The organism is Bacteroides sp. HMSC067B03, from assembly GCF_001811315.1.
Classification (GTDB): Bacteria; Bacteroidota; Bacteroidia; order Bacteroidales; family Bacteroidaceae; genus Bacteroides; species Bacteroides faecis.
Map to the genome: position 1 here is coordinate 1,486 of NZ_KV804280.1, position 349 is coordinate 1,834.

General features: G+C 45.8%; 1 protein-coding gene. It reads left to right on the top strand.

Going from position 1 to position 349, the window contains the following annotated elements:
- Window positions 1-75 precede the first annotated feature (75 nt).
- Window positions 76-349 (top strand): hypothetical protein (locus HMPREF2794_RS29890; protein WP_070750889.1); only part of this gene is annotated, 274 nt, incomplete at its 3' end.

The following is a 349-nucleotide window of genomic DNA, read 5'->3' on the forward strand; positions in this document are numbered from 1 at the left end:
AACGCGCGGGCATTGACTATTCGGAGCTGGTGGACAAAATAAATATTGAAATTACTAACGATTAAAATTAAGAAAATGAAAGCAAGTAACGATTTGATTAAAAAGTTCGGAGTAGACAAAATCATTCACGGACTGATTGGGATGCTCATTTTAGCCGTGTGCGTGGTAGCATCTGTTTTCCTGTTTGGAGTGAGCTTCCTTAGCGTATTGGGCGGCATGGTCTTGGGAACTGTCTCCGCATGGCTGGCTGGTAAATGGAAGGAATCAAAAGACGATGTCCCGGACACAGCAGACATCCGGGCGACGGTACGCGGGGCATTATTGGCAGATGCGGTCATATTACTGGTGT